Here is a 26,749-nt window from a genome sequence, read left to right on the forward strand (position 1 = left end):
CGCTCTTACCGGGCCGAAGCGAGTTGAGTGAAGGCGGTGCCGAGCCACTGCTGCACGCCATGCATCGTGGCGGCAGAAGTGTCGAGGAACGGTTGCGGGTAGACGCCGAGGTAAATCAGCAGTACCGCAAGGCCCAGCACCATGATCAGTTCGCGACCGTCCATGCCGTGCAGAATCGAATCCGATTTGGACGGACCAAAGTAAGCGCGGTGGATCATGATCAGCGAGTAGACCGAACCGAACACCAGACCGGAGGTGGCAATCGCGGTGATCCATGGAGCACTGGCGAACGTACCGATCAGGATCAGGAACTCGCCGACGAAGTTACCGGTACCCGGCAGACCCAGAGAGGCGGCTGCGAAGAACAGGCTGATCGCCGGCAGGTAAGCGATACGCGACCACAGACCGCCCATCTCACGCATGTCACGAGTATGCAGACGCTCGTACAGCTGACCGCTGAGGATAAACAGTGCCGCCGCCGACAGACCGTGCGCCAACATCTGGATCACGGCACCTTGCAGCGCCAGTTGGCTGCCGGAGTAGATGCCGATCAGTACGAAGCCCATGTGGGAAACGGACGAGAAGGCGATCAGACGCTTGATGTCAGTTTGCGCGAAAGCGAGGAACGCACCGTAGAAGATCCCGATCAGACCGAGGGTCATGGCGATCGGCGCGAATTCGGCCGAGGCGTTCGGGAACAGCGGCAGGGCGAAACGCAGCAGACCGTAGGCCGCGGTTTTCAGCAAGATACCGGCGAGGTCGACGGAACCTGCAGTCGGCGCCTGGGCGTGAGCGTCAGGCAGCCAGGAGTGAAACGGAACCACTGGCAGCTTGACCGCGAAGGCGATGAAGAAGCCGAGCATCAGAATGTACTCGGTGGTCATCGACATCTTGGTCTTCAACAGATCGGCGTAGTTGAAGGTGATCACGCCGGTGCTGTTGTAGTTGACCAGGACCAGACCGAGGATCGCCACCAGCATGATCAGGCCGGAAGCCTGAGTGAAGATGAAGAACTTGGTCGCGGCGTAGATACGGGTTTTCTTGCCGTCCGAAGAACTGTGACCCCAGAGCGCGATGAGGAAGTACATCGGCACCAGCATCATTTCCCAGAAGAAGAAGAACATGAACAGGTCGAGGGCCAGGAACACGCCGACAACGCCGCCCAGGATCCACATCAGGTTCAGGTGGAAGAAGCCAACGTGACGTTGAATCTCTTTCCACGAGCAGAGTACCGACAGGATACCCAGCAGACCGGTCAGCAGGATCATCAGCAGCGACAGGCCGTCGAGGGCCAGGTGCACGTTGATGCCGAAGCGCTGGATCCAGACGTGCTTGAACTCAAGCGCCCAGGTCGGATCGGCGCCAGGCGCCGGAGCAAATGAATAGTCACCGTGGGCCCACAGCCAGAGGCCGAGGGCGAGTTCCAGGGTCATGGTCAACAGCGCAATCCAGCGGGGGAGGGTGGCGCCGAAGCGCTCACCCAGCCAGCACAGCAGGCCGCCGATGAAGGGGATCAGGATTAGCCAAGGCAGAATCATGACGGGCTCGTTTCCTTTCGCAAATTCGCAAGGTTCATATCAGACCGCTACCAGCACGACAGCGCCGATGACCAACACGGCACCAGCAGCCATCGAAGCAGCGTACCAACGCAGTTGACCGGTTTCGGTACGGCTCAGGGCGGTGTGACCACCCTTGGCCATGCGCGGGATCAGACCGATGGTCTGGTCGAGCGGGTCTTTGCGCAGCATGTGGCTGATCGCAAGGTACGGCTTCACGAACAGTTTGTCGTAGATCCAGTCGAAGCCCCAGGCAGCGAACCACCAGGCCGAAAGGAGACGGCCGATGCCGCTGTTGGCAATCGCGGTCACGAAGCGACGCTTGCCGAGGAACAGCAGGGCCGCCAGCAGGATACCGGCCAGGGCGATGGCGCCCGAAGCGATTTCCAGACTGTGCTTGGCTCCGCCACCGGCATGGCCAACGCTCTCGGGCAGTACGCCGTGCAGCGGTGGAACGATCATGGCGCCGACGAAGGTCGACAGCACGATCAGCACCGACAGCGGCAGCCAGTGAGCGATGCCGTGACCGGCGTGGGCTTCGGTCTTGGCTTCACCATGGAACGCGATGAAGATCAGGCGGAAGGTGTACAGCGACGTCATGAATGCGCCGACCAGACCTGCGTAAAGCAGACCGTGGTTGCCGCTGGCGAACGCTTCCCAGAGGATTTCGTCCTTGGAGTAGAAACCTGCAGTCACCAGTGGCAGGGCGGCCAGAGCGGCACCACCGACGATGAAGCTGGCGTAGGCCAGCGGCAGTTTCTTCCACAGGCCGCCCATCTTGAAGATGTTCTGCTCGTGGTGGCAGGCAACGATCACCGCACCGGAAGCAAGGAACAGCAGAGCCTTGAAGAAGGCGTGGGTCATCAGGTGGAAGATCGCGCCTTCCCAGGCGCCAACGCCCAGCGCCAGGAACATGTAGCCGATCTGGCTCATGGTCGAGTAGGCGAGGATACGTTTGATGTCGGTTTGTACCAGCGCGGCAAAACCGGCCAGTACCAGGGTCACACCACCTACGATGCCGACCAGGTGCAGGATGTCCGGCGCCAGGGCGAACAGACCGTGGGTACGGGCGATCAGGTAGACACCGGCAGTCACCATGGTTGCGGCGTGGATCAGTGCCGAAACCGGGGTAGGGCCGGCCATCGCGTCCGCAAGCCAGGTCTGCAGCGGCAGTTGCGCCGATTTACCGACCGCACCACCCAGGAGCATCAGGGTCGCCAGCACGATCCAGAAATCGCCGACCTTGAAGTGCTCAGGCGCCTTCACCAGCAGTTCCTGGACGTTCAGCGTGCCCAGTTGCTGGAACAGGATGAACAGGCCGATCGCCATGAACACGTCGCCGATACGGGTGACGATGAAGGCTTTGAGTGCGGCGTTACCGTTGTTGCGGTTGCTGTAGTAGAAGCCGATCAACAGGTACGAGCACAGGCCCACGCCTTCCCAACCGAAGTAGATGAACAGCAGGTTATCGCCCAGGATCAGGAACAGCATGCTGGCGATAAACAGGTTGGTGTACGAGAAGAAGCGCGAGTAACCGTCTTCGCCACGCATGTACCACGATGCAAACAGGTGGATCAGGAAGCCGACACCAACGACCACACCGAGCATGGTCACGGACAGACCATCCAGGTAGAGCGCGAAGTCAGGCTGGAAACCTTCCACCGACATCCAGCGCCACAGCACCTGGGTGTAGACGCCACCTTCCGGTGGAGCGACGTTGAATTGCCAGATCACGTAGGCCGCGACGATGGCAGACAGGCCGATGGAGCCGACACCGATCAGCGCCGACAGGTTTTCCGAGAAGCGGCCGCGCGAGAACGACAGCAACAGGAACCCGATCAGAGGGAATACGAAAGTCAGAAAGAGTAGGTTCATCCGCGCATCTCACTGGCAGCGTCGATATCGAGCGTGTGGAAGCGGCGATACAGTTGCAGCAGGATCGCCAGGCCAATACTGGCTTCGGCGGCTGCAAGGCTGATCACCAGGATGAACATGATCTGTCCATCCGGTTGCGCCCAGCGGGCGCCCGCAACGATGAAGGCCAGTGCAGAGGCGTTCATCATCACTTCCAGACTCATCAACACGAACAAAATGTTGCGGCGGACCATCAGGCCGACCAGACCAAGGCAGAACAGGATGCCGGCGACGGCCAATCCATGTTCGAGAGGGATAGCAGGCATGTCTTACTCCTTCGCCTCGTTACGGCCCAAATGGAACGCCGTGACGGCTGCAGCGAGCAGCAGCATCGAGGCGAGTTCGACCACCAGCAGATACGGACCGAACAGGCTGATGCCCACGGCTTTTGCATCGACGGTGGTGTGGCCGATGGCCTGACCGCTCTGGTGAGCGAACAGCACATACAGCAGTTCGGCCAGCAGCAGGGCGGCGAGAATCACCGGCCCCGCCCAGATCCCGGGCTTGAGCCAGGTGCGTTCCTGCTGAACCGAGGCCGGGCCCAGGTTCAGCATCATCACCACGAACACGAACAGCACCATGATGGCGCCAGCGTAGGCGATCACTTCCAGCACGCCGGCGAACGGAGCGCCGAGTGCGAAGAAGGTCATGGCCACGGCGATCAACGAAATGATCAGGTAGAGCAGGGCGTGCACAGGATTGGTGTTGGTGACCACACGCAATGTGGACACAACAGCGATACCCGATGCGAAATAGAAAGCGAATTCCATCGTTCTTCCTTAAGGCAGCAAGCTCTTCACGTTGATCGGCTCGGCTTCGTTTTGTGCGGCGCCTTTCGGCTTGCCCGCAACGGCCATACCTGCAACACGATAGAAGTTGTAATCAGGGTTTTTGCCGGGGCCGGAGATCAGCAGATCTTCTTTCTCGTACACCAGGTCCTGACGTTTGAACTCGGCCATCTCGAAATCCGGGGTCAGCTGGATCGCGGTGGTCGGGCAGGCTTCCTCGCAGAGACCGCAGAAAATGCAGCGCGAGAAGTTGATACGGAAGAAGTCCGGGTACCAGCGACCGTCTTCGGTTTCAGCTTTCTGCAGCGAGATGCAACCCACCGGGCAAGCCACGGCGCACAGGTTGCAGGCTACGCAGCGTTCTTCGCCATCGGGGTCACGGGTCAGGACGATGCGACCACGGTAGCGTGGTGGCAGGTAGACCGGCTCTTCCGGGTATTGCAGGGTGTCGCGCTTGCGAAAGCCATGGCCGAAGACCATGACCAGGCTGCGCAACTGGGTACCGGTACCCTTAACGATGTCGCCAATATATTTGAACATGGGTCAAATCCTCACTGAACCGCAACCGCAGGCGTGTTCCACAACACGATTGCAGCGGTCACCAGCAAATTGATCAGGGTCAGTGGCAGGCAGAATTTCCAGCTGAAATCCATCACCTGGTCATAACGCGGACGCGGGATGGAAGCGCGCAGCAGGATGAACAGCATGATGAAGAACGCGGTCTTCAGTGCGAACCAGACGAAGGACAGTTGCGGCAGGATGCCGAACGGACCGTGCCAGCCACCGAAGAACAGGGTGACCAGCAGCGCCGAGATCAGGATGATGCCGATGTATTCACCGACGAAGAACATGCCCCATTTCATACCGGCGTATTCAATGTGGTAACCGTCGGCCAGTTCCTGTTCCGCTTCCGGCTGGTCGAACGGGTGACGGTGAGTCACGGCCACGCCAGCGATGAAGAAGGTACAGAAGCCGAAGAACTGCGGAATGATGAACCACAGGTTCTGCGCCTGGTACTCGACGATGTCGCGCATGTTGAACGAGCCGACCTGCACCACGATGCCCATCAGAGCCAGGCCCATGAACACTTCGTAGGACACGGTCTGCGCCGAGGCACGCAAGCTGCCGAGAAGGGCGAACTTGTTGTTACTCGACCAGCCGGCGAACAGCACCGCGTAGACCGACAGACCGGCCATGGCGAAGAAGAACAGCAGGCCGATGTTCAGATCCGCCACGCCCCAGGTCGGGGTGATCGGGATGATCGCGAAAGCGATCAGCAGGGCGGACATGGCCACGACCGGTGCCAGGGTGAAAATCACCTTGTCGGCAAACGGCGGGGTCCAGTCTTCCTTGAAGAACATCTTCAGCATGTCGGCCGCGATCTGGAACATGCCGAACGGACCCACGCGGTTCGGACCGTAACGGTCCTGCCACCAGCCCAGCAGGCGACGCTCGACAAAGCTGAGCAACGCGCCTGCGACCACCACGGCCAGCAGGATCACGATGGCCTTGATGACCGTCAGGATCACATCGATCACTTCAGGGGTGAACCAGGTCATTGCGCTGCCTCCTGCAGACCATCAACGGTTTGGCCGAAAATCGCCGGCGGAATGCCTGCCAGACCGGCCGGCAGTGCAACCAGGCCAGCGCCCAGCTCTTCATTGATGCGCAGCGGCAGACGCAGGGTCTGGCCGGCAACATTGAGGCTCAGCAATGCGCCGTCGTTGACGCCCAGACGGTCCGCTTCGGACTTGGCCAGTGCAACGTAGGCGGCCGGGATGCGTTCCTGGACCGGAGCGGCTTTCGACGAGTTCTCGTCGCTGCCGAACAGGTGGTAGAACGGCACGGCTTGCCAGGTGCCCTGGGCCGGGTTGAACGCGCGCGGAACACTGGCGAACCAGTTCAGCGAATCACCAGTGCTTTCGATCAGGCGGGTGCCCGGATCGCCAGCGCGCAGGTGACCACCGACTTCGTCCTGGAACTTGTTCCAGGCTTGCGGCGAGTTCCAGCCCGGCGACCAGGCGAACGGCACTTGCTGACGCGGTTCGGCGGAGCCCGAGTAACCTTCCATCGAGAAGGCGAACGCGGTGTCCTTGTCTTGCGGGGTGCGTGGTTCGTGAACGCTGATGTCGGCGCGCATCGCGGTGCGACCGGAGTAACGCAGCGGCTCACGCGCCAGTTTCAGACCCTTGATGCGGAACGAGGCGGACGGCGCGGCGTCGACGATGCGGGCCAGTTGCGTGGTGCTCGAAGCAACGGCAGCGGTCACGTGGTCGAGTTGCGTCCAGTCGATCGGCTGGTTCAGCAGGGTGGCGCGCAGGGCGTGCAGCCAGCGCCAGCCTTCGTGGACCAGAATGCTCGCGTCCATGTATTGCGGGTCGAAAACCTGGAAGAAGCGCTGGGCGCGACCTTCCTGGCTGACCAGCGTACCGTCGCCTTCAGCGAAGCTGGCGGCTGGCAGAACCAGATGCGCACGGTCGCTGGTGGCGGTTTTCTGATGGTCGGCAACGATCACCACTTTCGCAGCGTTCAGTGCCGTATCGACCTTGGCCTTGGCGGTACGGGTGTACAGATCGTTTTCCAGCACGACGATGGCGTCGGCCTTGCCGTCGATGACCGCTTGCAGGGCGGCATCAACCGATTCGCCACCGAGCATGGCCAGGCCGAGGCTGTTGGCTTCCGGCACGATCAGGCTGATCGAACCGTTCTTCTCGCGCAGCTTCAGGGCCTTGGCGATGTTCGCAGCGGCTTCGATCAAGGCTTTGGAGCCCAGCGAAGTACCGGCGATGATCAGTGGACGCTTGGCCGCGAGCAGTGCGTCGGCGATGCGCTTGGCCAGTTCCAGGGCTTCGGCATCCAGACCTTCAACGGCAGGGGCGCTGGCGTCCAGGGCGTGAGCCACGGCGAAACCGATGCGGGCCAGATCGTCCGGAGCGGCGTGTACACACTCTTCGGCGATATCGTCGAGCTTGGTTTCAGCCAGGCTGGCGATGAACAGCGGGTTCAGCTCGTGCTGGCCGATGTTCTTCACGGCGGCGTCGAGCCAAGGCTGGACGCGCATGGCTTCGGCCATGTCTTCGGCCTTGCCTTTTACCGACTGACGCAGGGCCAGGGCCATGCGGGCAGCGGTCTGGGTCAGGTCTTCACCGAGGACGAACACGGCGTCGTGGTCTTCGATGTCGCGCATGTTCGGCACTGGCAGCGGGCTGTCTTTCAGCACTTGCAGGACCAGACGGATGCGTTCCAGCTCGGAGGCTTCGATACCGGAGTAGAAGTGCTCGGCGCCTACCAGTTCACGCAACGCGTAGTTGCTTTCCAGGCTGGCACGCGGCGAACCGATACCGACGATGTTGCGACCGCGCAGCAGGTCGGCGGCTTTGTCCAGCGCAGCATCCAGGCCAAGCTTGGTGCCGTCGGCCAGCAGCGGCTGACGTGGACGGTCGGTGCGGTTGACGTAGCCATAACCGAAACGGCCACGGTCGCACAGGAAGTACTGGTTCACCGAACCGTTGTAACGGTTTTCGATGCGACGCAGTTCGCCGTAACGCTCGCCCGGGGAGATGTTGCAACCGCTCGAGCAGCCATGGCAGATGCTCGGCGAGAACTGCATGTCCCACTTGCGGTTGTAGCGCTCGGAGTGAGTCTTGTCGGTGAACACACCGGTCGGGCAGACCTCGGTGAGGTTGCCGGAGAACTCGCTTTCGAGGGTGCCGTCTTCAACGCGACCGAAGTACACGTTGTCGTGGGCGCCAAATACACCGAGGTCGGTGCCGCCGGCGTAATCCTTATAGAAACGCACGCAGCGGTAGCAGGCGATGCAGCGGTTCATTTCGTGGGAAATGAACGGGCCCAGTTGCTGGTTCTGGTGGGTACGTTTGGTGAAGCGATAACGGCGCTCGTTGTGGCCGGTCATCACGGTCATGTCTTGCAGGTGGCAGTGACCGCCTTCCTCGCACACAGGGCAGTCGTGCGGGTGGTTGGTCATCAGCCATTCAACAACACTGGCGCGAAACGCCTTGGATTCTTCATCGTCGATGGAGATCCAAGTGTTGTCGGTGGCAGGGGTCATGCAGGACATGACGATGCGACCACGGGTGTCGTTCTCGTCGGTGTACTGCTTGACCGCGCACTGGCGGCAGGCCCCGACGCTACCAAGCGCGGGGTGCCAGCAGAAATAAGGGATGTCGAGGCCCAGCGACAGACATGCCTGTAACAGGTTGTCTGCCCCGTCGACTTCGAGCGCTTTGCCGTCTACGTGGATAGTGGCCATGGTTCAAAGGTCTTCGTTGGCCCGGTGTCAGCGGGCGTGGCTAATGGAATCTTGTTATCCGTCCGAATCCAGTCAGCCCCGAAAGGCGTCATCGGACGAAAGGCGAAGGGCACGGACCCTTCGCCTTTTCTAAGCGTTTACGCGCCGACTACGATCGGCTTCGCCAGAGGCGGGACGGTGGCGCTTGCAGGCGCGATACCGGCTTCGAACTCTGGACGGAAGTATTTGATGGCACTGCCCAACGGCTCCACGGCACCCGGTGCGTGAGCACAGAAGGTCTTGCCCGGGCCGAGGAAGTTGACCAGACCCAGCAGGGTCTCGATGTCGCCTGGCTGGCCGCGACCTTGTTCGATCGCCATCAAGAGCTTGACGCTCCATGGCAAACCATCACGGCACGGGGTGCAGAAGCCGCAGGATTCGCGAGCGAAGAACTGCTCCATGTTGCGCAGCAGGGACACCATGTTGACGCTGTCGTCCACCGCCATGGCCAGGCCGGTACCCATACGGGTGCCCACTTTGGCGATGCCGCCGGCGTACATTTGTGCGTCGAGGTGTTCCGGCAACAGGAAACCGGTACCGGCGCCGCCTGGCTGCCAGGCTTTCAGCTTGAAGCCGTCGCGCATGCCGCCGGCGTAGTCTTCGAACAGCTCGCGACCGGTCACGCCGAATGGCAGTTCCCACAGACCAGGGTTCTTGACCTTGCCGGAGAAGCCCATGAGCTTGGTGCCCATGTCTTCGCTGCCGTCGCGGGCCAACGATTTGTACCAGTCCACGCCGTCGGCGATGATCGCCGGCACGTTGCACAGGGTTTCAACGTTGTTCACGCAGGTCGGCTTGCCCCACACGCCAACGGCGGCAGGGAAGGGCGGTTTGGAGCGCGGGTTGGCGCGGCGACCTTCGAGGGAGTTGATCAGTGCGGTTTCTTCACCACAGATGTAACGCCCGGCGCCGGTGTGGACGAACAGCTCGAAATCGAAGCCGCTGCCCAGGATGTTCTTGCCCAGCAGGCCGGCAGCCTTGGCTTCTTCCACGGCACGGTTCAGGTGCTTGGCAGCGGTGGTGTACTCGCCACGCAGGAAGATGTAGCCACGGTAGGTTTTCAGCGCGCGGGCGCTGATCAGCATGCCTTCGATCAGCAGATGGGGCAGTTGCTCCATCAGCATGCGGTCTTTCCAGGTGTTCGGCTCCATTTCATCCGCGTTGCACAGCAGGTAGCGGATGTTGATGGATTCGTCCTTTGGCATCAGGCCCCACTTCACGCCAGTGGGGAAGCCTGCACCGCCGCGACCTTTGAGGCCGGCGTCTTTCACGGTCTGGACGATGGCGTCCTGATCCATGTCGGCGAAGGCCTTGCGCGCAGCGGCGTAACCGTTCTTGGCCTGGTACTCGTCGAGCCACACGGCTTCGCCGTCGTCACGCAGGCGCCAGGTCAGCGGGTGAGTCTCGGCCGAACGCTGGATGCGGTTGGCCGGGCCGAAAGAAGTCAGGGTCATACGTAGCCCTCGAGCAGTTTGGCGACGCCGGCAGGCTGGACATCGCCAAAGGTGTCGTCATCGATCATCAGCGCCGGTGCCTTGTCGCAGTTGCCGAGGCAGCAGACCGGCAGCAGGGTGAAACGACCGTCGGCGGTGGTCTGACCCAGGCCGATACCCAGGTTGTTCTGGATTTCGCTGACCACCGACTCGTGGCCGCCGATGTAGCAGACCATGCTGTCGCAGACGCGAATGATGTGACGGCCGACCGGCTGACGGAAGATCTGGCTGTAGAACGTGGCCACGCCTTCAACGTCGCTGGCCGGAATGCCGAGGATCTCGCCGATGGCGTACAGAGCGCCGTCCGGCACCCAGCCGCGTTCCTTCTGAACGATCTTCAGGGCTTCGATCGACGCCGCGCGCGGGTCTTCGTAGTGATGCAGCTCGTGCTCGATGGCCGAGCGCTCGGTTTCACTCAAGGTGAAACGGTCTGTCTGGATAAGCGTGCTGTTCATGCTTAGCGGTCCACGTCGGCCATAACGAAATCGATACTACCCAGGTACGCAATCAGGTCCGCGACCATGCTGCCTTTGATCACCGAAGGGATCTGTTGCAGATGCGGGAAGCTCGGAGTACGGATCCGGGTACGGTAGCTCATGGTGCCGCCGTCGCTCGTCAGGTAATAACTGTTGATGCCCTTGGTCGCTTCGATCATCTGGAAGGATTCGTTGGCCGGCATGACCGGGCCCCACGAAACCTGCAGGAAGTGCGTGATCAGGGTTTCGATGTGCTGCAGCGTGCGCTCTTTCGGCGGCGGCGTGGTCAGCGGGTGATCCGCCTTGTACGGGCCTTCCGGCATGTTGCGCAGGCACTGGTCGATGATCTTGACGCTCTGGCGCATCTCTTCGACGCGAACCATGCAGCGGTCGTAGGCATCGCCGTTGGCAGCCAGCGGAACTTCGAACTCGAAGTTCTCGTAGCCGGAGTACGGACGCGCTTTACGCAGGTCGAAATCGCAACCCGTGGAACGCAGGCCGGCACCGGTGACGCCCCATTCCAGGGCCTCTTTGGTGTTGTACTGGGCAACGCCGATGGTACGACCCTTGAGGATGCTGTTCTGCAGGGCGGCCTTGGTGTATTCGTCGAGGCGCTTTGGCAGCCATTCAACGAAGTCTTTCACCAGTTTTTCCCAGCCGCGCGGCAGGTCGTGGGCGACGCCACCGATGCGGTACCAAGCCGGGTGCAGACGGAAACCGGTGATGGCTTCGATCACCGTGTACGCCTTCTGGCGGTCGGTGAAGGTGAAGAACACCGGAGTCATGGCGCCGACGTCCTGGATGTAGGTGCCCAGGAAGAGCAGGTGGCTGGTGATCCGGAAGAACTCGGCCATCATGATGCGGATGACGTCGACCTTCTCGGGTACCTTGATGCCGGCCAGCTTCTCGACCGAGAGCACGTACGGCAGGTTGTTCATCACGCCGCCGAGGTAATCGATACGGTCGGTGTACGGAATGAAGCTGTGCCAGGACTGACGCTCGGCCATCTTCTCGGCGCCACGGTGGTGGTAACCGATGTCCGGAACGCAGTCGACGATCTCTTCACCGTCCAGTTGCAGGATGATGCGGAACGCACCGTGAGCCGAAGGGTGGTTCGGACCCAGGTTGAGGAACATGTAGTCCTCGTTCGCCCCGGAGCGCTTCATGCCCCAGTCTTCAGGACGGAAACGCGCGGCTTCTTCCTCAAGCTGTTGCTTGGCCAGGTTCAGGCTGAACGGATCGAATTCGGTGGCGCGCGCCGGGAAGTCCTTGCGCAGCGGGTGACCTTCCCAGGTCGGCGGCATCATGATGCGCGACAGGTGCGGGTGACCTTTAAAGTCGATGCCATACATGTCCCAGACTTCACGCTCGTACCAGTTGGCGTTCGGCCAGATGCTGGTGACGGTCGGCAAGCTGAGGTCGCTCTCGGACAAGGCGACCTTGATCATCACGTCACTATTACGTTCCAGCGACATGAGGTGATAGAACACGGTGAAATCGGCACCGCTCGGCAGCCCTTGACGCTTGGTGCGCAGACGCTCATCCACGCCGTGCAGGTCATAGAGCATGACGTACGGCTTGGGCAGGTTGCGCAGGAAGGTCAGGACTTCGACGAGTTTGGCGCGAGCCACCCACAGCACCGGCATGCCGGTGCGGGTCGGCTGAGCGGTGAACGCTTCGGCGCCAAAACGGTTGTTCAGTTCGACGACCACATCCTGGTCGTCTGCCTTATAAGGCGGGATGTACAGAGCACTGCCTGTAGTCATGGTTATTTTTTCGCTTTCGGTCAACGTAAAGAATGAAGCCAGCTTCTCGTTTCTTTGAAACAGACTGGATCAGACTTCGTCAGGGCTGCGCAGGTTGGTGACTGCGATTCGCTGTTCGCGGCGCTGTTCCTTCTGCGAAGGCATGTCGGCGCGATAAACGCCTTGATCGCCAACGACCCAGGAAAGTGGGCGACGCTCCTGGCCAATGGATTCCTGCAACAGCATCAAGCCTTGCAGAAATGCTTCTGGACGGGGCGGGCAGCCAGGTACGTAGACGTCAACGGGCAGGAACTTGTCCACCCCCTGAACCACGGAGTAGATGTCGTACATGCCGCCGGAGTTGGCGCACGAACCCATCGAGATCACCCACTTGGGCTCGAGCATCTGCTCGTACAGGCGCTGAATGATCGGCGCCATCTTGATGAAGCAGGTCCCGGCGATAACCATGAAGTCGGCCTGACGCGGTGATGCCCGGATAACTTCGGCGCCGAAGCGCGCGATGTCGTGGGGCGCCGTGAAGGCGGTGGTCATTTCCACGTAGCAGCACGACAGACCGAAGTTGTACGGCCACAGGGAGTTCTTACGTCCCCAGTTGACCGCGCCACTCAGCACGTCTTCCAGCTTGCCCATGAAAATGTTTTTGTGGACTTGATCCTCTAACGGATCGGAAACGGTTTCCCGCTGGCCGATCGGATACTGCTCGTTAGGAGCATCGGGGTCGATTCTGGTGAGATTGTATTGCATTGCCAAAGCCTCATTGTTTCAGCTTCGCCTGCCGCTTGCGACGAGCTTCCGGAGCCCAGTCAAGGGCGCCCACTCGGAACAGGTAGACAAGACCTGCCAACAGAATTGCTATGAAAACGAGAGCTTCGACGAATCCGGTCCAGCCGCTTTCGCGGACGGACACAGACCATGCAAAGAGAAAGAGGGCTTCGATATCGAAGATCACGAAGAGCATCGCGACCAGATAGAATTTGGCTGAGAGCCGCAAGCGGGCGCCACCGGTAGGTAGCATGCCGGACTCGAACGGTTCGTTTTTGCTGCGGCCCCAGGCTTTTGACCCGAGGAGGCTGGAGACGCCGAGCATGAAGGCACACAGGCCGACTACACCCAGAAGGAAAATGGCAAAGCCCCAGTTGTGGGCCATGAGTCCTGTCGCTTCGGGCATGCTGGAAATCCTTAACAGAGAGCAAAGGTCTCTGAGCTTGATAAAGAAATAAGGCAGTGACGATATGTCGCAGCAATCAATCGCGCTGATTTTATGGCTAAACACCCTGCAAGTAAAATTCCTATAGCGAAATTATTTATTGGAATAAGGACATAGCGCGCCTCGAAGGGCCCGCAGCCCATGCGTTGCGGGCATTAGCCGGAATTTCACGAATTATGTTTTGTAGGAAATGTAACGAACATAGTTGCCGCTAAATGATAATTAATATCGTTTGGAGTGGTTTCGTAACTGTTTAACGGGTCAGTAGTTGGGAAGTTGTCTTATATGCGCGTTACTGCAAGTAGCGGCGGCGCCCGTTTTAGCCGATTTTTGCGATGCGGATACCGCTCTGGATCAATGTTTTGCCTGACAGGTTGTGCCAAATCCTGAGGCGCTCGGAAAACCGCAGGCAAAAAAAACGCCCCGAACCAGTCGGGGCGTCAGTTTTTCGGCAGTGCGGTTAGCTTTCTATACGGTCCGCAAAGGCCGTTCGCTCAGGCGAAGTCGATCAGTGGAACTGTTCTTCTTCAGTCGAACCGGTCAGCGCGGTCACCGAGGACGTGCCGCCCTGGATCACGGTGGTCATGTCGTCGAAGTAGCCGGTGCCCACTTCCTGCTGGTGAGCCACGAAGGTGTAACCCTTGGCGGCGTCAGCGAATTCCTGCTCTTGCAGCTTCACGTAGGCAGTCATGTCGTTGCGGGCGTAGTCGTGCGCCAGGTTGAACATGCTGTGCCACATGTTGTGAATGCCGGCCAGGGTGATGAACTGGTGCTTGTAACCCATGGCGGACAGTTCGCGCTGGAACTTGGCGATGGTCGCGTCGTCCAGGTTTTTCTTCCAGTTGAAGGAAGGCGAGCAGTTGTACGACAGGATCTGGTCCGGATATTCCTTTTTGATCGCTTCAGCGAAACGACGGGCTTCGTCCAGGTCCGGCTTGGCGGTTTCGCACCAGATCAGGTCGGCGTACGGCGCGTAGGCCAGGCCGCGGGCGATTGCCTGGTCCAGGCCTGCACGAACCTTGTAGAAACCTTCCTGAGTACGGGTGCCAGTCACGAACGGCTGGTCGTACGGGTCGCAGTCGGAAGTCAGCAGGTCGGCAGCGTTGGCGTCGGTACGGGCCAGGATGATGGTCGGTACACCGGCAACGTCGGCAGCCAGACGAGCAGCGGTCAGCTTCTGTACGGCTTCCTGGGTTGGAACCAGAACCTTGCCGCCCATGTGGCCGCATTTCTTCACGGAGGCCAGCTGGTCTTCGAAGTGAACGCCGGCGGCGCCTGCTTCGATCATGCTCTTCATCAGCTCGTAGGCGTTCAGTACGCCGCCGAAGCCGGCTTCGGCGTCAGCCACGATTGGCGCGAAGTAGTCGATGTAGCCATCGTCGCCCGGGTTCTTGCCGGCTTTCCACTGGATCTGGTCGGCACGACGGAACGAGTTGTTGATGCGCTTGACCACGGTTGGCACCGAGTCCACCGGGTACAGCGACTGGTCCGGGTACATCGATTCGGCGGAGTTGTTATCCGCAGCGACTTGCCAGCCCGACAGGTAGATCGCCTGGATACCGGCTTTGACCTGTTGCACAGCCTGGCCGCCGGTCAGGGCGCCCATGCAGTTGACGAAATCTTTCTCTGGGCGGAAGGACGGCTTGGCACCCTGGGTGACCAGGTTCCACAGTTTTTCGGCGCCCATTTTTGCAAAGGTGTGCTCTGGTTGAACCGAGCCACGCAGACGGACGACGTCAGCAGCGGAGTAATTGCGAGTCACGCCTTTCCAGCGCGGGTTTTCAGCCCAGTCTTTTTCAAGGGCTGCAATTTGCTGTTCGCGTGTCAGTGCCATGGAGATAAACCTCGTCGCGTCTTTATGAAAAGTTGTTCTGCGGTGGAAAATTCCTTGCGCTCGCTGACCAGAAGCTTAGGTGGTCAGGTCGGGTTCGGCGGGGCAGGCGACGGGATGAACGATGGGCTCGAGGGGAAGTGAGCAGGTAAAGGCGAACTGGCGGGCGCATTCGGGCGTCGTGGGCCTTTATACGAACTACAGTGTAAAGCCGGGTTACCTAATTACGCTTCCGTCCCTCGGGACAACTTCGTTCCAGTCGGCAACCTCGTCAAACACACCTTGTGGGCGGTACAGACACGAAACGGCTCGCGGGGATGGTTGCGAGCATCGCTTCGAAGGCCCTTGCCAGGGCCTCTGATTAGCGGGAGCGAGGCCATCATGCCTTCGCTTTTTTGGCTCGTCAAACGTTTTGTAGTGCTTTTTTTCAAGCACTACATCTTTCGTCTAATACGACTAATCAGTCAGTTTTCGGTGCTTTAGTCCAACGTGTCGACTTTCACCCGCAACGTCATGTCATCCCGGCCTTGAGTCGAGTAGCTGCGGGCCAGGCCCTGTTTGTCGGCCTGAGTCTGGCGATTTACGCCAGCGAGGGTGATCCACTCGCCCAGGCGTCCGGTGACAGTTGTGTCGGTGCTTTGCACGTTCACTACATCGGGACGTTCCTGGCTCATGCGGTCACGGTTGGTACTGATGGCCAGGTGAACGGTTTCGCCGGTGACGCTGGCGGTGACATAAAACCCCTGGGTGACGTTGCGATATTGAGTCTGGCTGCTGTAATCGCCGTAGGAGTTGGTCTGGCTGCTGGTGATCGGCACGCTTTGGCCAACCTGGATCAGCGCCGGTGCGCCTTCGCTGGCCTGGATCTGCTGAATGCCGCCGTCACGGCTGGCGGTGCTGCGACTGATGATGCGGGTTTGCGCGCCATTGACCGAATAGCCTTCATCGCCACGACCGTTGTTTTCGTTGGTGTCGACCGTGATCAGCAGGCGCTTGGGCGCGGTGTCGAGTTGCGAGAGCAGGTCCTTGAGTTCTTCGATCTTGCCGGGTTCAGCCTTGACGATCAGTTGGTTGCCATAGGCGCTGACCTGGCCGTCCTTGCCGATGAAGTCTTGAGCCACCGGCAGCATGTCGGCGCTGGTGTGGTATTTGAGGGGCACGATTTCTGTGGCTGCCATCACCGAAAAACTGCAGCCGAGCAGCAGGGTGGTGAGCAGGGTGCGTAGGGACATGTCCGTTATCTCCGCTTTCGAAAGGCTTGATATTGCCAGTTTGTCGGCCCGGGGTGGGGCAAGTTGAATCCTAGACAGCAAAACGCCCCGGCATCGTGAGATGGCGGGGCGTTTTACGTGATCGTTCCCACGCTCCGCGTGGGAATGCAGCCAGTGACGCTCTGCGTCACATGCCGCAAGGGACGCGGAGCGTCCCGAGAGGCATTCCCACGCAGAGCGTGGGAACGATCGGCGCCTCGGTCTTAAGCTGAGTGACGAACCATATCGACATGCGGAATCCCGGCTTCGAGGAATTCCTCGCTGACCAGGTTGAAACCCAGGCGCTCATAGAACGCCGTGGCCTGTACCTGGGCGCTGAGCATCTGCTGCTTCAGGCCGCGTGCTTCCGCTTCGGCAATCACCGCTTGCATCAGCGCATCGCCGACCTTCAGGCCGCGCCAGTCCTTCAGCACCGAAACCCGGCCGACATGCCCGTCGGGCAAGAGGCGGGCGGTGCCGATCGGAAAGTCGCCTTCGAAAGCCAGGAAATGCACCGCCGTGGCGTCATCAGCGTCCCACTCAAGCTCGGGTGGAACCGATTGTTCGGCAATGAACACCGTTTCGCGAATGCGGCGGATCTCGGCGTTGTCCTTTTGCCAGTCTGCAACACGTACGCGAATCTTATTCATCGTCGGCGAACCCCAGGCTTCCCTGTTTGACCAGTTCGCACAGCAGGCCGCGACCGTCTTCGTCGCTCAGCCAGTCACCGAGATTGTCTGTGTGCAGGGCGTCGGCAGAGCAGATCAGCTTCAGCAGTTCGCGCAGCTTGCCCGGCAGGTAACGGCTCTGACCGCTGGCGAACAGCAGCAGATCGTCATCGACGTCCGACCACGCCAGACGCGCGCTCGGGTTGCGGATCAGGATGGCACCGTCTTCGAGCGCGCCGAGGAGGTCTTCTTCCTCGACTTCTTCCGGGCCGACCACCAGCTCTGGATAACGCGGCTCGGTCATGTACTGGCCGAACCAGGTCAGCAGCAGGCGTTCGTCGCTCATGTGTTCGGCGAGCAGCGCTTTCAGGCGGCCGAGTGCATCGTGCTGGATCTGATGTGGATCATCGCTGACCGGCTTGGCGTCGGCGTCGGTGTAGCGCTCTTCGTCAGTCAGGAACTGGCTGAGGAAGTCGGTGAAGTGGGTCAGCACTTCAGCGGCGCTCGGTGCGCGAAAGCCGACCGAGTAGGTCATGCAGTCATCGACGGCAACGCCGCAGTGAGCCAGGCGCGGCGGCAGGTAGAGCATGTCGCCCGGTTCCAGGACCCACTCTTCGGTCTCGTGGAATTCGGCGAGGATGCGCAGATCCGCGTGTTGCAGCAGCGGGCTTTCGGAGTCGCACATCTGGCCGATTTTCCAGTTGCGCTTGCCGTGGCCTTGCAGCAGGAACACGTCGTAGTTGTCGAAGTGCGGACCGACGCTGCCACCCGGAGCGGCGAAGCTGATCATCACGTCGTCGACGCGCCAGCTCGGCAGGAAGCGGAAGTTTTCCAGCAGCTCGCTGACTTCCGGCACGAACTGATCGACCGCCTGCACCAGCAGGGTCCACTCGCGCTCCGGCAGTTTGCTGAATTCGTCTTCGGCGAACGGGCCGCGACGCAGTTCCCAAGGGCGCTCGCCGTGCTCGATCACCAGGCGCGATTCGACTTCTTCTTCCAGGGCCAGGCCGGCGAGTTCGTCGGCGTCGATCGGGCTTTCGAAATCAGGAATCGCCTGACGGATCAGCAGTGGTTTTTTCTGCCAGTAGTCGCGCATGAATTCGCGCGCCGTAAGACCACCCAGAAGTTGAAGAGGAATATCGGGATTCATATGTAACCTATTGAAAAAAAGCATTTTTCAGACGGGAATAAAAACGCCCGGCGCGGCCGGGCGTCTCAAACGGGTCAAGCAGTCGATCAGATGCGTTTGGCTTGCGCTACAGCGTTTCCGATGTAGTTGGCCGGCGTCAGTTGCTTGAGCTCGGCTTTCGCAGCGGCCGGCATGTCCAGGCCATCGATGAAAGTCTGCAGCGCTTCAGGGCTGATGCCCTTGCCGCGCGTCAGTTCTTTCAGCTTCTCGTACGGGTTTTCGATGTTGTAGCGGCGCATCACGGTCTGGATCGGCTCGGCCAGGACTTCCCAGCAAGCGTCCAGATCGGCAGCGATCTTGTCAGCGTTCAGCTCGAGCTTGCTGATGCCTTTGAGGCTCGCTTCGTACGCGATCACGCTGTGGGCGAAGCCGACACCGAGGTTACGCAGCACGGTGGAGTCGGTCAGGTCGCGCTGCCAGCGGGAGATTGGCAGTTTGCTCGCCAGGTGCTGGAACAGTGCGTTGGCGATGCCCAGGTTGCCTTCGGAGTTTTCGAAGTCGATCGGGTTGACCTTGTGCGGCATGGTCGACGAACCGATTTCGCCGGCGATGGTGCGCTGCTTGAAGTAGCCCAGGGAGATGTAGCCCCAGATGTCACGGTCGAAGTCGATCAGGATGGTGTTGAAGCGCGCAATGGCGTCGAACAGCTCGGCGATGTAGTCGTGCGGCTCGATCTGCGTGGTGTACGGGTTGAAGCCCAGACCCAGCTCGTCTTCGATGAAGGCGCGGGCGTTGGCTTCCCAGTCGATCTGCGGGTAGGCCGACAGGTGAGCGTTGTAGTTGCCGACAGCGCCGTTGATCTTGCCCAGCAGCGGAACGGCAGCGACCTGAGCGATCTGGCGCTCGAGACGGTAAACCACGTTCGCCAGCTCTTTACCCAAGGTGGTCGGCGAAGCCGGCTGACCGTGGGTGCGCGACAGCATCGGCACGTCGGCGAAGCGGATCGCCAGTTCGCGGATGGCATTGGCAGTCTGGCGCATCAGCGGCAGCATCACGTCGTCACGGCCTTCGCGCAGCATCAGGGCGTGGGACAGGTTGTTGATGTCCTCGCTGGTGCAGGCGAAGTGGATGAATTCGCTGACCTTGGCCAGTTCCGGCAGCTTGGCCGCCTGCTCTTTGAGCAGGTATTCGATCGCTTTTACGTCGTGGTTGGTGGTGCGCTCGATCTCTTTCACGCGCTCGGCGTGCTCCAGCGAGAAGTTCTCGGCCAGTTCATTCAGAACGGCGTTGGCTTCGGCGGAGAAGGCTGGCACTTCCGGGATGCCGGCGTGAGCGGCCAGGCGCTGGAGCCAGCGCACTTCAACCAGAACGCGGGCACGGATCAGACCGTACTCGCTGAAAATTGGGCGCAGGGCCTGGGTTTTGCCGGCGTAGCGGCCGTCAACAGGGGAAACCGCAGTGAGCGAAGAGAGCTGCATGGGGTGTTCTCGGACAGTCGGGCAACGAAATGGGGCGCGTATCATACATGAAAAAATCCGCCGGTCCGTCGCCAACTGACCGGCGTATTACGCGTTACAGACTACAAAGCTTTTATTGCGCGGCGATTTACTCGCTGCGCATCAACGGATACAGCTCTTTGAGCAATTTGCGCCGGCTGACTACCAGCTGCCAGCGATGACCGCCGAGCTGACGCCACAGGCGTGCCGAACGAATGCCGGCGAGCAGCAGGGCGCGGATCTTCGAGGCATTGCTCGGCTGCTGCAGGTTGCGCATGTCGCCATGCACCTGAATGCGTTGGCGCAGCGTGCTCAGGGTGTCCTGATACAGCGCACCGCAGGCTGCGATCACGTTTTCGTGGGCCGGGCCGAAGTGCTCGACCTGCGACTGGATCTGCGGCAAGCGCTTGCCGATCACGTCGAGCATGTCGTTGCGCTTGGCCAGTTGTCGCTCAAGGCCGAGCATCGACAGGGCGTAGCGCAGCGGTTCGCGTTGCAAGGTGCTTGGGTCGCGCTCGAGGGCGCCGATCAGCGCGCGGTAACCCTCGCGCAGGTTGATATCGTCGCCGCCGTAAACATCCAGCGTGTCTTTCGGGTCACGAACCAGCAGGCTGCCGAGCATGCAGCTCAGGCCGGCCTCGTTGGTCTGACCGGTCTTGGCGATCCGGTCGACCAGCACGGCGGCGAGAAACACGCCGCCCAGAGCGGTCAATTGCTCCTGAGTCGGGCTCATGCCTGGCCGCTCCACGGCTCGGCGACTTCGATCACGCCGCCACCGAGGCAGATTTCACCGTCATAGAACACCACCGACTGGCCCGGCGTGACCGCGCGTTGCGGCTCGTCGAATACGGCGCGATAGCCGGTTTCGGTTTTCTCAAGGGTGCAGGCCTGATCGCTCTGGCGATAACGAACCTTGGCAGTCAGGCGCAGCGGCTGGCTTAGATCGATCGGGTTGACCCAATAGATTTCCGAAGCGAGCAGGGCGCTGGAGAACAGCCACGGATGGTTGTTGCCTTGACCGACGATCAGCTCGTTGGTGTCCAGATCCTTGCGCAGCACGTACCACGGCTCATCGCCGGCGTCTTTCAGACCGCCGATGCCCAGGCCCTGACGCTGGCCGATGGTGTGGTACATCAAGCCGTGGTGACGGCCGATGACTTCGCCTTCGGTGGTCTTGATCTCGCCCGGTTGTGCCGGCAGGTATTGCTTGAGGAAATCGCTGAAGCGACGCTCGCCGATGAAGCAGATCCCGGTGGAATCCTTCTTCTTGGCGGTCGCCAGCTCGTATTTCTCGGCAATCGCGCGGACTTCCGGTTTTTCCAGCTCGCCGACCGGGAACAGGGTCTTGGCGATCTGTTCGCCGCCGACGGCGTGCAGGAAGTAGCTCTGATCCTTGTTCGGATCCAGGCCCTTGAGCAGTTCGGTGCGGCCGTCGATGTCGCGGCGGCGCACGTAGTGACCGGTGGCGATCAGGTCGGCGCCGAGCATCATGGCGTAGTCGAGGAACGCCTTGAACTTGATCTCGCGGTTGCACAGGATATCCGGGTTCGGCGTGCGGCCGGCCTTGTATTCGGCCAGGAAGTGCTCGAACACGTTGTCCCAGTACTCGGCGGCGAAGTTGGCGGTGTGCAGCTTGATACCGATCTTGTCGCACACGGCCTGGGCATCCGCCAGGTCGTCCATGGCGGTGCAGTATTCCGTTCCGTCGTCTTCTTCCCAGTTCTTCATGAACAGGCCTTCCACTTCATAGCCCTGCTCGATCAGCAGGAGAGCGGAAACGGAAGAGTCCACGCCGCCGGACATGCCGACAATGACGCGCTTCTTGGATGTGTCAGAAGGGGCTGGATCACGCATAGGGATTCAATGAGTGTCTTGAAAAAGGACGCGATTCTATCAGGCTCACGGCCTCAAGGCTAAAGGGAAGGGCGGATCAGTTCGAGGCCGAAGCGATTGCCGGCCAGATAATCATCGATGCAACGGATGATCAGCTCGCTGCGCCAGTTGTCGCGCTGGGCCAATAATTCGTCGCGGGTCAGCCACTTGGCGCCGACGATGCCGTCGTCGAGTTGATAATCCGGGTGATGTTTCACGGCTTTGGCGCTGAAGCACACGCGCTGGTAAGTCACGCCGTTGCTCGGGGCGGTGTAAAGATAAATGCCGACCACGGCGGTGGGTTCGACGTCCCAGCCGGTTTCTTCGAGGGTTTCGCGCACGGCGGCTTCGATCAGGGTTTCTTCCGGATCCAGATGACCGGCGGGCTGATTGAGCACGTTACGCCCGGCCTTGTGTTCCTCGACCATCAAAAAACGCCCGTTGTCCTCGACGATGGTGGCGACGGTGATGTGGGGGAGCCATTGCATTGATTGAATCTCCTGAGCGATAGGCAGAAACACAAACCCCGGCGCAAGGCCGGGGTCTGTGATGTTCCCTTTACAACCTTATACCAGCGCAGCGATGGCCGCGTTGAGGGTTGCGCTTGGGCGCATGGCCTTGCTGATCAGCTCGGCATTGGCGTGGTAGTAACCGCCGATGTCCACTGGCTTGCCTTGAACGGCGTTGAGCTCGGCAACGATGGTCGCTTCGTTCTCGGTCAGGGTCTTGGCCAGAGTCGCGAACTGCGCTTGCAGTGCAGTGTCTTCGGTCTGGGCGGCCAGGGCTTGTGCCCAGTACATTGCCAGGTAGAAGTGGCTGCCGCGGTTGTCGATGTTGCCGACTTTACGCGATGGCGACTTGTTGTTGTCGAGGAACTGGCCAGTGGCCTGGTCCAGGGTCTTGGACAGAACCAGCGCTTTCGGGTTGTTGTAGTTCACACCCAGGTGCTCGAGAGACGCGGCCAGGGCCAGGAATTCACCCAGCGAATCCCAGCGCAGGAAGTTCTCTTCGACCAGTTGCTGCACGTGCTTCGGAGCCGAACCGCCGGCGCCGGTTTCGAACAGGCCACCGCCGTTCATCAGCGGCACGATCGACAGCATCTTGGCGCTGGTGCCCAGTTCCATGATCGGGAACAGGTCGGTCAGGTAGTCACGCAGTACGTTGCCGGTCACCGAAATGGTGTCCTTGCCTTCGCGGGTGCGCTGCAGGGTGTATTTCATGGCATCGACCGGCGCCATGATCTGGATGTCCAGACCAGCGGTGTCGTGATCCTTCAGGTAAGCCTGAACCTTCTCGATCACCACGCCGTCGTGGGCGCGCATCGGGTCCAGCCAGAAAATGGCTGGCGTTGCGCTTGCACGAGCACGGTTGACGGCCAGTTTGACCCAGTCCTGGATCGGCGCGTCTTTGGTCTGGCACATGCGGAAGATGTCGCCGGCTTCAACAGCCTGTTCCATCAGCAGGGTGCCTTTGCTGTCGGTTACGCGAACCACGCCGTCGGCCTTGATCTGGAAGGTCTTGTCGTGGGAACCGTACTCTTCAGCCTTTTTAGCCATCAGGCCAACGTTTGGCACGCTGCCCATGGTGGTCGGATCGAAAGCGCCATTGGCTTTGCAATCTTCGATCACGGCCTGGTAGATGGTGGCGTAGCAGCGATCCGGGATCACAGCCTTGGTGTCGTGCAGCTGGCCGTCGGTGCCCCACATCTTGCCGGAGTCACGGATCATGGCCGGCATCGAGGCGTCGACGATAACGTCGCTCGGCACGTGCAGGTTGGTGATGCCTTTGTCGGAGTTGACCATCGCCAGCGAAGGACGAACGGCGTAGACCGCCTGCACGTCGGCTTCGATCTGGGCTTGTTGTTCGGCCGGCAGGGATTTGATGCGGGCGTACAGGTCGCCGATGCCGTTGTTCAGGTTGAAGCCGATCTCGGCCAGCACGTCGGCGTGCTTGGTCAGGGCGTCGTTGTAGAACTCGGCAACGATCTGGCCGAACATGATCGGGTCGGAGACCTTCATCATGGTGGCTTTCAGGTGAACCGACAGCAGCACGCCTTGTTGCTTGGCGCTGTCGATTTCAGCGGCGATGAACGCGCGCAGAGCCTTTTTGCTCATCACGGAGCAGTCGAGGATCTCGCCCGCCTGAACGGTGGTTTTTTCTTTCAGGGCGGTGGTGGTGCCGTCTTGGGCGACCAGCTCGATTTTCACGGTGTCAGCGGCGTCGATCAGGGCCGCTTTTTCGCTGCCGTAGAAATCGCCGGTGCTCATGTGAGCGACGTGGGACTTGGAGTCCTTGGCCCAGGCGCCCATTTTGTGTGGGTGCTTGCGAGCGTAGTTCTTGACCGACAACGGCGCGCGACGGTCGGAGTTGCCTTCACGCAGAACCGGGTTCACGGCGCTGCCCTTGACCTTGTCGTAGCGCGCCTTGGCGTCTTTGTCGGCGTCGCTGGTCACGGTTTCCGGGTAGTCCGGCAGGTTGTAGCCCTGGGCCTGCAGTTCTTTGATCGCGGCTTGCAGTTGCGGAACCGAGGCGCTGATGTTCGGCAGCTTGATGATGTTGGCTTCAGGCGTAACGGCCAGGTCGCCCAGTTCGGCGAGGTGGTCGGCTACGGCTTTGTCGCCCAGTTGCTCGGGGAAGCTGGCCAGAATACGTGCTGCAAGAGAGATATCGCGGGTTTCCACGGCGATATCGGCCGAGGCGGTGTAAGCCTCGATGATCGGCAGCAGGGAATAGGTGGCGAGGGCTGGAGCTTCGTCGGTGAAGGTATAGATGATCTTCGAGCGGGTGGGCATATTCGGATTAACTCTCTCTTCTTTGCTAAAGCGTGCGCAGAAACTCGAGGGGCGCCGGGTAAGCGCGTTCGTTCAAAGTCATCCATGAACCGAATGTCGAGAATCTTCGCGGTGATGTTGGGTGCATCAGTAGAGCGTCAAGCAGTCGGACTGCGGTAACAACCCGACCAATCAGGCGGAAAGTCTCGTGCTAGAGAGGCCAGCCGTCGTGACCCTTTGGTCAGCGGGCGGCATTATACATAGGTAGCTGGCAATCTGCCGATGGTTCATATGCAACGATTCTCGTCCATTGGTCTAAAGGTCGCAGGCCGGGGTGGGGCGTAGAGTCGCCGTGAATGCTTGAGATTGGCGCTTTTCCCTTTGCTTTCAGGCTTGTACGAACCGAGATGTGGTCGCGCCCGGAACAGAGGGTTTGCGTGTTGATTTAACTGGGTTACGCTCGAACCAAGCCAGATGTTCAATCCAAACAATGGAGTTCAGCATGGGTTACAAGAAGATTCAGGTTCCAGCCGTCGGCGACAAAATCACCGTCAACGCAGACCATTCTCTCAATGTCCCTGATAACCCGATCATTCCCTTCATCGAAGGTGACGGCATTGGCGTCGACGTCAGCCCTGTGATGATCAAAGTGGTTGATGCTGCCGTAGAGAAAGCCTACGGGGGCAAGCGCAAGATTTCCTGGATGGAGGTTTATGCTGGCGAAAAAGCAACTCAAGTCTATGACCAGGACACCTGGCTGCCCCAGGAAACCCTGGACGCGGTCAAGGATTACGTGGTTTCCATCAAGGGCCCGCTGACCACCCCGGTCGGTGGCGGCATCCGCTCCCTCAACGTTGCCCTGCGCCAACAGCTCGATCTCTATGTCTGCCTGCGCCCTGTGGTGTGGTTCGAAGGCGTGCCAAGCCCGGTGAAAAAGCCTGGCGACGTCGACATGGTGATCTTCCGCGAGAACTCCGAAGACATTTATGCCGGTATCGAATGGAAAGCCGGCTCCCCTGAGGCCACCAAGGTCATCAAGTTCCTGAAAGAAGAAATGGGCGTCACCAAGATCCGTTTCGACCAGGATTGCGGCATCGGCATCAAGCCGGTTTCGAAAGAAGGCACCAAGCGTCTGGTGCGCAAGGCCCTGCAATACGTGGTGGACAACGACCGCAAGTCGCTGACCATCGTGCACAAGGGCAACATCATGAAATTCACCGAAGGTGCCTTCAAGGACTGGGGCTACGAGGTGGCGAAGGAAGAATTCGGCGCCGAGCTGCTCGATGGCGGCCCATGGATGAAATTCAAGAACCCGAAAACCGGCCGCGAAGTCGTCGTCAAGGACGCCATCGCCGACGCCATGCTCCAGCAGATCCTGCTGCGTCCGGCCGAATACGATGTGATCGCCACCCTCAACCTCAACGGTGACTACCTGTCCGACGCGCTGGCGGCGGAAGTGGGTGGTATCGGTATCGCGCCGGGTGCCAACCTGTCCGACACCGTGGCCATGTTCGAGGCGACCCACGGTACCGCGCCGAAATATGCCGGCAAGGACCAGGTCAACCCGGGTTCGGTGATTCTGTCGGCGGAGATGATGCTGCGCCACCTGGGCTGGACCGAGGCGGCCGACCTGATCATCAAGGGCACCAATGGCGCCATCAAGGCCAAGACCGTGACCTACGACTTCGAACGTCTGATGGAAGGCGCCACGCTGGTGTCTTCTTCGGGCTTCGGTGAAGCGCTGATCAAGCACATGTAAGAACGGCAGCTGCAACGAAACCGCCCGGCTCGAGTGATCGAGCCGGGCGGTTTGTTTTCTGGCAGGTGTTCGGGTTGCTTCAGCTGGTCACTGATTGGTGATGAGCGGCTGCCGAGGCGGCATCTTTTGCGGCTTCGACATTCTTGATTTCTGTAGCGTGAAGGCCTTTGGGGCCTTGTACGATCACGAATTCGACGATTTGCCCGGCTTTGAGGGTTTTGTACCCGTCCATCTTGATGGCGGAAAAATGGGCAAAGAAATCGATATCCTTGCCGTCCTCGTCCTTCCCCTCGCGGGATTCGGTATTGATGAAGCCGAACCCCTTGGCATTGTTGAACCATTTCACCTTGCCGACAGCCATGCTCAAATCCCTCTGCAACAGTCTCCATCGCTGGAGTATCATCCAATTCATCCGCAGTCGAATCCGTTAAAAAGATTGACTCCGCGGATCTTTTTTCCCCACT

At 60.2% G+C, this 26,749-nt stretch carries 23 protein-coding genes; 1 reads left to right on the forward strand and 22 read right to left on the reverse strand.

From position 1 onward, the window contains the following. Positions 1-5: 5 nt before the first annotated feature. The 21 genes from nuoM to AC07XZ_RS15010 all read right to left on the reverse strand — a co-directional run bounded on the left by nuoM (position 6) and on the right by AC07XZ_RS15010 (position 24,547). Positions 6-1,538 carry an NADH-quinone oxidoreductase subunit M gene (nuoM, locus tag AC07XZ_RS14910; protein ID WP_011334963.1) on the reverse strand — a complete coding sequence of 511 codons (1,533 nt, stop codon included), beginning with the start codon at positions 1,536-1,538 and terminating at the stop codon, positions 6-8. A 39-nt stretch (positions 1,539-1,577) separates the two neighbouring features. After that, positions 1,578-3,431: an NADH-quinone oxidoreductase subunit L gene (gene nuoL / locus AC07XZ_RS14915; RefSeq protein WP_102687965.1), complete on the reverse strand. Its 1,854-nt coding sequence runs from the start codon at positions 3,429-3,431 to the stop codon at positions 1,578-1,580. Further along, positions 3,428-3,736, reverse strand: coding sequence for an NADH-quinone oxidoreductase subunit NuoK (nuoK, locus tag AC07XZ_RS14920; protein WP_003180046.1), 309 nt, complete (start codon positions 3,734-3,736; stop codon positions 3,428-3,430). Before nuoK ends, nuoL begins: the two co-directional genes overlap by 4 nt. 3 nt (positions 3,737-3,739) lie before the next feature. Continuing rightward, positions 3,740-4,240, reverse strand: a complete 501-nt coding sequence (nuoJ, locus tag AC07XZ_RS14925; RefSeq protein WP_007951462.1) for an NADH-quinone oxidoreductase subunit J — start codon at positions 4,238-4,240, stop codon at positions 3,740-3,742. Positions 4,241-4,249: 9 nt separating this feature from the next. Beyond that, positions 4,250-4,798, reverse strand: a complete 549-nt coding sequence (gene nuoI, locus AC07XZ_RS14930; RefSeq protein ID WP_007951461.1) for an NADH-quinone oxidoreductase subunit NuoI — start codon at positions 4,796-4,798, stop codon at positions 4,250-4,252. A gap of 11 nt (positions 4,799-4,809) precedes the next feature. Further along, on the reverse strand, positions 4,810-5,817 hold the full coding sequence (gene nuoH, locus AC07XZ_RS14935; RefSeq protein ID WP_007951460.1) for an NADH-quinone oxidoreductase subunit NuoH: 1,008 nt from the start codon (positions 5,815-5,817) through the stop codon (positions 4,810-4,812). After that, the gene (nuoG, locus tag AC07XZ_RS14940; RefSeq protein ID WP_102687966.1) at positions 5,814-8,528 is read right to left on the reverse strand and encodes an NADH-quinone oxidoreductase subunit NuoG; all 2,715 of its coding nucleotides are present in this window, start codon (positions 8,526-8,528) and stop codon (positions 5,814-5,816) included. The genes nuoH and nuoG overlap by 4 nt, the downstream gene beginning before the upstream one ends. Positions 8,529-8,665: 137 nt before the next feature. After that, positions 8,666-10,021, reverse strand: coding sequence for an NADH-quinone oxidoreductase subunit NuoF (gene nuoF / locus AC07XZ_RS14945; RefSeq protein ID WP_085745980.1), 1,356 nt, complete (start codon positions 10,019-10,021; stop codon positions 8,666-8,668). Continuing rightward, complete coding sequence (gene nuoE / locus AC07XZ_RS14950) at positions 10,018-10,515, reverse strand: NADH-quinone oxidoreductase subunit NuoE (protein ID WP_003223804.1); 498 nt, start codon at positions 10,513-10,515, stop codon at positions 10,018-10,020. Before nuoE ends, nuoF begins: the two co-directional genes overlap by 4 nt. A gap of 2 nt (positions 10,516-10,517) precedes the next feature. After that, positions 10,518-12,302: an NADH-quinone oxidoreductase subunit C/D gene (nuoC, locus tag AC07XZ_RS14955; RefSeq protein ID WP_007951457.1), complete on the reverse strand. Its 1,785-nt coding sequence runs from the start codon at positions 12,300-12,302 to the stop codon at positions 10,518-10,520. A gap of 69 nt (positions 12,303-12,371) precedes the next feature. Further along, positions 12,372-13,046 (reverse strand): NuoB/complex I 20 kDa subunit family protein, encoded by a 675-nt coding sequence (locus AC07XZ_RS14960; RefSeq protein WP_007951456.1) that lies wholly within the window; start codon positions 13,044-13,046, stop codon positions 12,372-12,374. A 10-nt stretch (positions 13,047-13,056) separates the two neighbouring features. Further along, the gene (locus tag AC07XZ_RS14965) at positions 13,057-13,470 is read right to left on the reverse strand and encodes an NADH-quinone oxidoreductase subunit A (protein WP_003223812.1); all 414 of its coding nucleotides are present in this window, start codon (positions 13,468-13,470) and stop codon (positions 13,057-13,059) included. Positions 13,471-14,017: 547 nt separating this feature from the next. After that, on the reverse strand, positions 14,018-15,343 hold the full coding sequence (aceA, locus tag AC07XZ_RS14970) for an isocitrate lyase (protein ID WP_007951455.1): 1,326 nt from the start codon (positions 15,341-15,343) through the stop codon (positions 14,018-14,020). Positions 15,344-15,819: 476 nt separating this feature from the next. Beyond that, on the reverse strand, positions 15,820-16,572 hold the full coding sequence (locus AC07XZ_RS14975) for a secretin N-terminal domain-containing protein (protein ID WP_007951453.1): 753 nt from the start codon (positions 16,570-16,572) through the stop codon (positions 15,820-15,822). Between the two features lie 242 nt (positions 16,573-16,814). Continuing rightward, positions 16,815-17,240, reverse strand: coding sequence for a GNAT family N-acetyltransferase (locus tag AC07XZ_RS14980; protein WP_007951452.1), 426 nt, complete (start codon positions 17,238-17,240; stop codon positions 16,815-16,817). Continuing rightward, positions 17,233-18,408, reverse strand: coding sequence for a ribosomal protein uL16 3-hydroxylase (locus AC07XZ_RS14985; protein WP_007951451.1), 1,176 nt, complete (start codon positions 18,406-18,408; stop codon positions 17,233-17,235). The genes AC07XZ_RS14980 and AC07XZ_RS14985 overlap by 8 nt, the downstream gene beginning before the upstream one ends. A gap of 86 nt (positions 18,409-18,494) precedes the next feature. Further along, positions 18,495-19,865: an adenylosuccinate lyase gene (gene purB, locus AC07XZ_RS14990; RefSeq protein ID WP_039767413.1), complete on the reverse strand. Its 1,371-nt coding sequence runs from the start codon at positions 19,863-19,865 to the stop codon at positions 18,495-18,497. Positions 19,866-19,992: 127 nt separating this feature from the next. Continuing rightward, entirely contained in the window at positions 19,993-20,616 is a 624-nt protein-coding gene (gene hflD, locus AC07XZ_RS14995; RefSeq protein ID WP_039767411.1) for a high frequency lysogenization protein HflD, read from the reverse strand. Continuing rightward, positions 20,613-21,737 carry a tRNA 2-thiouridine(34) synthase MnmA gene (gene mnmA / locus AC07XZ_RS15000; RefSeq protein WP_074688946.1) on the reverse strand — a complete coding sequence of 375 codons (1,125 nt, stop codon included), beginning with the start codon at positions 21,735-21,737 and terminating at the stop codon, positions 20,613-20,615. The genes hflD and mnmA overlap by 4 nt, the downstream gene beginning before the upstream one ends. 59 nt (positions 21,738-21,796) lie before the next feature. Beyond that, entirely contained in the window at positions 21,797-22,243 is a 447-nt protein-coding gene (locus AC07XZ_RS15005; protein ID WP_102687967.1) for an NUDIX hydrolase, read from the reverse strand. A gap of 78 nt (positions 22,244-22,321) precedes the next feature. Beyond that, on the reverse strand, positions 22,322-24,547 hold the full coding sequence (locus tag AC07XZ_RS15010; RefSeq protein ID WP_102687968.1) for an NADP-dependent isocitrate dehydrogenase: 2,226 nt from the start codon (positions 24,545-24,547) through the stop codon (positions 22,322-22,324). A 481-nt stretch (positions 24,548-25,028) separates the two neighbouring features. On the opposite strand from AC07XZ_RS15010, the gene icd reads away from it, so the two are divergent. Then, positions 25,029-26,285 (forward strand): NADP-dependent isocitrate dehydrogenase, encoded by a 1,257-nt coding sequence (gene icd / locus AC07XZ_RS15015; protein WP_007951441.1) that lies wholly within the window; start codon positions 25,029-25,031, stop codon positions 26,283-26,285. 79 nt (positions 26,286-26,364) lie between these two features. On the opposite strand, the gene AC07XZ_RS15020 is transcribed toward icd, so the two are convergent. After that, positions 26,365-26,646, reverse strand: a complete 282-nt coding sequence (locus AC07XZ_RS15020) for a cold shock domain-containing protein (RefSeq protein WP_085745987.1) — start codon at positions 26,644-26,646, stop codon at positions 26,365-26,367. Positions 26,647-26,749 lie beyond the last annotated feature (103 nt).

It is taken from the genome of Pseudomonas sp. GW458-11-26-14-LB4 (genome assembly GCF_059423925.1).